General features: G+C 76.4%; 10 protein-coding genes. 6 read left to right on the plus strand and 4 right to left on the minus strand.

Annotated elements, in window-relative coordinates; translation table 11 throughout:
• From F6X68_RS29330 to F6X68_RS29340, 3 genes are all read left to right on the plus strand, one after another.
• The coding region (locus F6X68_RS29330) for a helix-turn-helix domain-containing protein (protein ID WP_151457287.1) at positions 1-257 on the plus strand (257 nt) is incomplete at its 5' end.
• A 7-nt stretch (positions 258-264) separates the two neighbouring features.
• Positions 265-720, plus strand: a complete 456-nt coding sequence (locus F6X68_RS29335) for an Rrf2 family transcriptional regulator (RefSeq protein ID WP_121398934.1) — start codon at positions 265-267, stop codon at positions 718-720.
• Positions 720-1,232 carry a GNAT family N-acetyltransferase gene (locus tag F6X68_RS29340; RefSeq protein WP_151457288.1) on the plus strand — a complete coding sequence of 171 codons (513 nt, stop codon included), beginning with the start codon at positions 720-722 and terminating at the stop codon, positions 1,230-1,232. The genes F6X68_RS29335 and F6X68_RS29340 overlap by 1 nt, the downstream gene beginning before the upstream one ends.
• Positions 1,233-1,274: 42 nt before the next feature.
• Here the strand turns inward: F6X68_RS29340 and F6X68_RS29345 are convergent, their stop codons facing one another.
• Entirely contained in the window at positions 1,275-1,844 is a 570-nt protein-coding gene (locus tag F6X68_RS29345; RefSeq protein ID WP_370519007.1) for a flavin reductase family protein, read from the minus strand.
• Between the two features lie 336 nt (positions 1,845-2,180).
• Between F6X68_RS29345 and F6X68_RS29350 the strand changes: the two genes are divergently transcribed.
• Positions 2,181-2,360, plus strand: coding sequence for a DUF4236 domain-containing protein (locus tag F6X68_RS29350; RefSeq protein ID WP_007075522.1), 180 nt, complete (start codon positions 2,181-2,183; stop codon positions 2,358-2,360).
• A gap of 57 nt (positions 2,361-2,417) precedes the next feature.
• Here the strand turns inward: F6X68_RS29350 and F6X68_RS29355 are convergent, their stop codons facing one another.
• Together F6X68_RS29355 and F6X68_RS29360 are read right to left on the minus strand one after the other, a co-directional pair.
• Complete coding sequence (locus F6X68_RS29355) at positions 2,418-3,308, minus strand: hypothetical protein (RefSeq protein WP_151457289.1); 891 nt, start codon at positions 3,306-3,308, stop codon at positions 2,418-2,420.
• A gap of 150 nt (positions 3,309-3,458) precedes the next feature.
• Complete coding sequence (locus tag F6X68_RS29360) at positions 3,459-3,980, minus strand: VOC family protein (RefSeq protein WP_151457290.1); 522 nt, start codon at positions 3,978-3,980, stop codon at positions 3,459-3,461.
• Between the two features lie 50 nt (positions 3,981-4,030).
• Between F6X68_RS29360 and F6X68_RS29365 the strand changes: the two genes are divergently transcribed.
• Both F6X68_RS29365 and F6X68_RS29370 read left to right on the plus strand, forming a co-directional pair.
• A complete protein-coding gene (locus F6X68_RS29365; RefSeq protein WP_132240103.1) occupies positions 4,031-4,492 on the plus strand; it encodes a MarR family winged helix-turn-helix transcriptional regulator in 462 nt (153 codons plus the stop codon).
• A gap of 57 nt (positions 4,493-4,549) precedes the next feature.
• Positions 4,550-6,112, plus strand: a complete 1,563-nt coding sequence (locus F6X68_RS29370; protein WP_151457291.1) for a tetratricopeptide repeat protein — start codon at positions 4,550-4,552, stop codon at positions 6,110-6,112.
• Between the two features lie 106 nt (positions 6,113-6,218).
• On the opposite strand, the gene F6X68_RS29375 is transcribed toward F6X68_RS29370, so the two are convergent.
• The coding region (locus F6X68_RS29375) for an ATP-binding protein (protein ID WP_255474793.1) at positions 6,219-6,490 on the minus strand (272 nt) is incomplete at its 5' end.

Raw genomic sequence — 6,490 nt, forward strand, 5'->3', positions numbered from 1 at the left:
GGCGCAGCGCCAAGCAGGTGGTCGACGAGCGGGTGGCCCTCCAGGCGAGCCGGCTGCTGGCCGCCACCGACGAGCCGATCGCCCGCATCGGCCGGCGGCTGGGCTTCTCCGAGCCGACGAACTTCGGCCGGTTCTTCACCCGGGAGGTCGGGGTGAGCCCGGGCGCGTTCCGCGCGGCCCGCGAGCAGCCGGTACCCGGGCCGGTCGTCCGGCCCCGCCCGCCCGCCGACGCGACCGGCCGACCGCGCGGGGCATGATGTCGGGGTGCAGATCTCCGCGCGCGGCGACTACGCGGTACGGGCGGCCCTGAGCCTCGCCACCGCGTACCCTCGGCTGCTGTCCACCCAGGCCATCGCCACGGAGCAGGACATGCCGCGCAAGTTCCTGGAGGCCGTCCTGGCCGACCTGCGGCGGGCCGGCATCGTCCGGGCGCAGCGCGGCGCCGAGGGCGGCTACACGTTGGCCCGGCCGCCGCGCGAGGTGACCGTCGGCGCGGTGCTGCGCGCCGTGGAGGGTCCGCTGGCCGGGGTGCGCGGGCTGCGCCCGGAGGAGACCAGCTACGAGGGCGCGGCGGAGAACCTGCCCGGGCTCTGGGTCGCGGTGCGGGCCGCCGTGCGACGGGTGGTCGACGAGGTGAGCCTCGCGGAGATAATCAGTGGCCGGCTGCCCGCCCACGTCCGTAGGTTGACGGCTTTGCCCGACGCCTGGGAGCCGCGCTGATGCCCACCCCCGTCCTGCACACCGACCGCCTGCTGCTGGAGCCCTACCGGCCGGACGACGCCGAGGACGCCGTGTCCCTGCTCGCCGACCCGGAGGTGGGCCGGTTCATGGGCGACGGCCCGCTGAGCGCCGAGGCGGCCGGCGCCCTCTTCGGGCGGATCTTCACGAAGGTCTACGCGGAGGACCTCTTCGACGTCTGGGCGGTGCGCCGGGACGGTCGCTACGTCGGGCACGCCGAGATCAAGCGGACGGACCAGGTCGACGGTCACGAGATCATCTACGCGTTGGCGAAGCCGGCCTGGGGCGCCGGTCTCGGCACGGAGCTGGCCCGGGCCCTGGTCCGCCACGGCTTCGACACCCTCGGCCTGCCCCGCGTGTACGCGACGGTCGCCGACGCCAACCACGCCTCGCTGTCGCTGCTGGGCAGGATCGGCTTCGTCCACGAACGTGACATCGCCGAGGACGACGGCAGCGTGACCCGCGTGCTCGTCGTCGACCGCGCCCCCGCCTGACCAGGGCCGGCCGGCCGCGCCGTGGGGCGGGGTACGGCCTGGTCAGGGCCGCGCCAGCGGGCCCGTCGTGGTGTAGCCGCCCCGGTGGTGGACCAGCGGGTCCCCGTCCTCGCCGCCGCCGAGCGCGAGCGGCTCGACCACGAAGAGGGTGTGGTCGCCGACCGGCACCCGGTGCACGACCCGGCACAGCAGCCGGGCCAGCGCTCCGGTCAGCAGCGGCACGTCGAACGGCCCCGTCGTCCAGTGCGGATAGGCGGCAAACCGGTCGATCCCGCCGGTGGCGAAGACCCGGGCGGCCTCCCGCTGGTGGGCGCCGAGCAGGTGCACGGCGACGTGCTCGGCCCGGGCGAAGACGGGCCAGCTCGACGAGGCGGTCCCGAGGCAGAACGAGACCAGCGGCGGGTCCAGCGAGACCGACGTGAACGACGTGGCCGTGAAGCCGGCCCGTACGGGCCCGCCGGAGGCGTCCGGGTGGGCCGGCGCGGCGCCCGGGGCGACCGCGGTGACGACGGTGACGGTGGCGGCCTGCCGGCGCAGCAGCGCCCGGAACAGGTCCCGGTCCACCGGCAGCAGGTCGGCATCGCCCTGCCTGGACCACTCCACGGTGGTCACGCCAGCTGCGGGGTCGGGTGGGCGCCGGAGGTGCGGGGCAGCCCTCCGTCGACGGGCAGGCGAGCCGCGTGGAGAAGATCGTCCCGCTGCGTCATCGCCCCATGCTGCCGGGGGCCGGGGCCCCGGTCAATGCCCCTATCGGGGGCGGGATCGACGTCGGCCGACACCGCCCCGAACCCCTATGCCGGCGGGTGGGGTTCGACGCCCTCGGACGCACAGGATTCGTCACCGCCCCTCGACGCCGTCCAGAGCGGACGGACAGGGGTTTCACGATTCGGCGATCCGGGCATGTTCGGGTTCGACAGGGCAGGGAAGGGAATCGAAGGGAGTCCGACGATGGGTCTGATGTTCCGCAAGCGCAAGAAGTACGGTCCGATCATCCTGAACTTCACCGAGAACGGCTTCTCCTCCTGGAGCATCAAGATCGGTCGCTGGTCCTGGAACTCGCGGGCCAAGGCGCACCGGGTCGACCTGCCGGGTCCGCTGTCCTGGAAGCAGGACAAGTCCCGGGCGTGAGGTCCCGAGGTCGAGCGGGGTGCCGGTGATCCACCGGCACCCCGCTCGACGTTCGCGTCAGGACGCCGGCCCGTCCTCGCGCGCCGAGACGACCACGTCCCCGCCGAGCCGGCCGTGCTCCGGGTCGCGGGTCGCCTCCCCCGCGTCGAGCAGGCCGGTCAGCGCTCGGACGGCGTCGGACGACCGGTAGACGGTCGCCGTGAGGGCGTGCCGGCGCAGCTCGGTGACCGTACGCGGGCCGGAGCGCGCCAGCTCCGCCAGCAGCTCGCGGCGCAGCGGGCCGGGCTCCGGGGCCGCGACGACGTCGAGCAGCCGCCCCGCCGGGTCGCGGTAGCGCACGCCGGCGGCACCGTCGGCCGCCCAGAGCGCCTCCTTGAACGCCTCCAAGCTCTTGTCCGACCCCGTCGCGAAGGCGAGCAGCCGCGCCGGAGCCCCGTCGGCGGGCACCAGTTCCAGCTCGGTCGTCAGCGGGAACCCGGCGTCGGCGAGGGCGGCGCGCGCGGGGGTGCCGACGGCGGTGGCGAGCAGCACGTCCGCCGGCTTGCCGATAGCCGCGGCGGTCAGCGCGGCGGGATCGGCGTCGTCGTCGTCCACGACGGACAGCAGGGGCGCGCCGGCCGCGCCGGCCGCCTTGACCGCCACCGGCAGCCGGGCCGGTCCGCCGGGCACGAGGTGCACGGCGACGCCCGCCGGCAGTTCCGCCTCCACGGCGCCGAGCCGGGCCGGCAGCTCCTCGGTGCCGTCGGCGAGCACCAGCACGGTGAGCTGGCGCCCCCGCAGCCGGTCGGCGTGCCGGGCGACCACCCGCAGCGCGGCCTCCGCGGAGCCGGCGTCGCCGCTGGCGTACGCCAGGGCCAGGGTGGCCCGCCGGGCGCGGTGCAGCGCCCCCGGCAGCCAGGTCTCCAGGTGTCGGACGAGCAGCTCGCGCAGGACGGCGTCGGTCGGCATGCTGCCGTTCTACCGCACGCTCGCCCCGGGCCGGGCACAGCTCCCCCCATCCGGGCCGGACGGCGCGGCGCGCGGTCGGCGCGGCGCGCGGTCGGGGCGGCGTCCCGTCCCGAGCCGGTCAGGACGGGACGCCGTCGGATCCCGGTCGGGTCAGGCCGGTACGGAGACGCCGACGCCGCCACGGGTCTGGCCGCCGTAGCGCCGCCGCTCGGCGTCCAGGTCGAGCCGGCCGATCCGCTTGCGGGCGGCCAGGGCGGCGTCGTCGAGCCGGTCGGCGGGCACCAGCCAGACGATCTCGAACTCCAGCCCGTCCGGGTCCTGGCCGTAGAGGCTCTTGGTGGTGCCGTGGTCGGACGCGCCACCCAGGGCGCCGGCGGCGGCGAGCCGCTGGGCGGTCACCTCCAGCTCGTCGAGGGTGTCGACCTCCCAGGCCAGGTGGTAGAGCCCGACGGTGCCGCGGCCGGCGGTGGAGGGGCCGGTGCCCGCGCCGACCTCGAACAGGCCGAGGTCGTGGTCGTTGGTGGAGCCGGGCGCCTGGAGGAAGGCGGCGCCCCGGAAGCCGTCCGGCGTCATCGGGATCGGCCGGAAGCCCAGCACGTCGCGGTAAAAGCCGACGCTGCGGGCGAGGTCACTGACGTAGAGCACGGCGTGGTTCAGACGGTGGATTCCCATGCCACCGACGCTAGCGCGGTTTTGTTGAACGTTCAACTATCTGGCGTATGATGGGCGTCATGACCCGCTGGCTGGACCCCGACGAGCAGCGCACTTGGCGCGCGTACCTGACCGCCTCCCGGGCGCTGATGGAGGCGCTGGACCGGGAGCTGCAACGCGACGCCGGGATGCCGCACGCCTACTACGAGATCCTGGTCCGGCTCTCAGAGGCGCCGCAGCGGCGGCTGCGGATGAGCGACCTCGCGGAGGCCAGCGGCTCCTCGCGCAGCCGGCTCTCGCACGCCGTGGCCCGGCTGGAGGCGGCCGGCTGGGTCCGCCGCGAGGAGTGCCCCACCGACCGGCGCGGGCAGATCGCCGTCCTCACCGACGAGGGATTCGCCACCCTCGCCGCCGCCGCACCCGGCCACGTCGAGGGGGTACGCCGGCACCTCTTCGACGCGTTGAGCCCGGCCCAGGTGGACCAGTTGCGTCGGATCAGCGAGACGCTCGCCGCACACCTGACCGGTTCTTGACCAATACACTCCCGCTCGGGTCTTGTACTTACCGTCGTCGGATGAGCACGATGGGGCGTGCCTTACGGCTTCGGTGAACTGACTGACCAGGCGCACCACCTGGTGTCCTCCGGCGACCTCGCCGGTGCCCAACGGCTGCTCGCGGATGCGCTGACCGACGCCGACCCGCGTCCGGCCAACGCCACACCCGAGCTGGCCGAGGCCGCCAGCCTCCAGGCCCGCGTGCTGGTCGCCCTCGGCGAGCCGCACTCGGCCCGGGGCTGGGCCGCCTTCGCGTACGCGGCCGCGACCCGGCTGCACGGGCGCTCCGACCAGCGCACGGTGGCCGCCGCGGCCACCCTCGCGGCGGTGCTGCACCGGGTCGGCAGCTGGTCCCGCGCCGCCCGGCTCTACCAGGAAGTGATCATCGAGCTGACCGCGCTCGACGGTCCCGAGTCGCTGCGGGTGCTCGCCGCCCACGCCGACCTCGCCACCGTGGAGTACGCGCGCGGCCAGTGCCAGGTGGCCCGCGACCGGCTGCTGGACGCCTGGGAGCTGCACCGCGAGGTCTACGGCGACGGGCACCCCAGCGGCATCAAGATGCTGGCCCGGCTCGGGGCGATGCGGCGCGACTGCGGGCAGTTCGCCGAGGCGCACGACAACCTGGCGCTGGCCCGGGAGCTGTGCCGACAGCACCTGCCGGCGGACGACCCGCTGGCCACGCAGGTGGCGGGGCTGGCCAGGGCGGCGGCCAACCCGGACCACGTCTGCGCCGACACCGCACCCGTCGGCCGGGACGGTCCGATCGTGCCATCCGCGCGCACCCCGCCTCCGGGCGACGGGCCGGCGACGGCACAGCACCCCTCGCAGGCGGGCTACCGCCCGGCGGAGCCGGACCCGTACGCCGGGCCGCCGCACGTGGTGCCGACGCCCCGGCAGCCGACGGAGGACCCGCCGCCCGGCTGGTGGCCCCCCGAGGCCGACGCCGGGGACGGGCCGGCCGACAGCGCCGTGCCGCCGGCGGTCGTCCCCCTGGCCAACGGCGCCACCGAGGAGGCCGAGGGGGTGCACCGGGTCCGCCAGCCCGGCGCGCCCGAGGAGCCCTACCAGCCGTCGCGGCTGCTGCCGGTGCCGGTGCACCGCGCGCCGTCCCGGCGCACCAACCGGCTGCTGCCGCTCGCCGTCGGTGGCGTCGCGGTGGTGCTGCTGGGCACGGTGGCGGTGATCACCGGGGTGGCCGGGATGGACGGTGCCCCCGACCCGGCGCCCCCGGCAGCCACCGGCGCACCGGCCTCCACGCGGGCCGGGGACCCGGCCGGCACGGGCGCCCCGTCGGCCGCCGGCCCCACGGCCGGGGCCGTGGCCTCCCCCGGCAGCCCGCCGGGCTCGGTGACGCTGCGGGACAACCGTGACAACGTGGCGCTGCGCTGGACGTACCCGGCCGGCGGCGAGGGCCCGGTGGTCATCTCGGGCGGCCGGGTCGGCCAGGCGCAGACGGCCTTCGCCAACCTGCCCGCCGGCACCACCGCCTTCGTCGTCTACGGACTGAACCGCAGCACCGACTACTGCTTCACGGTCGCGGTCGTGTGGTCGACCGACACGATCGCCCGCGCCCAGCAGGTCTGCACCCGCCGCGGCTGACGGCCCGTCGCGGCTGACGGGCCGCCGCGGGTCCCGGGTGGCGCGGCGCCGATCGTGGGCGCGCCGGGCGGTCCGGCCGGACCATCGCCCGGCGTGGCCCGGTCCGTCAGGGCCGCTCCGGGTCGGGCAGGGCCGGCAGCAGCAGCCGTACCCGCAGCCCCGGACCGCCGTCCCGGCCGGGGTGGGCGTCGGTCAGGACGATGCCGCCGCCGGCCCGGCGGACCAGCTCGCGCACGATGGCCAGCCCGAGGCCGGCGCCGCCGTCGTCCCGGGCGCGGGCGTCGTCGAGCCGGGTGAACCGCCCGAAGACCCGCTCCCGGTCCGCGGCCGGGATCCCCGGCCCGTCGTCGGTCACCGTCACCAGGTGGTACGCCCCGT

This window comes from Micromonospora sp. AMSO12t, assembly GCF_008806585.1.
GTDB classification, from domain to species: domain Bacteria; phylum Actinomycetota; class Actinomycetes; order Mycobacteriales; family Micromonosporaceae; genus Micromonospora; species Micromonospora reichwaldensis.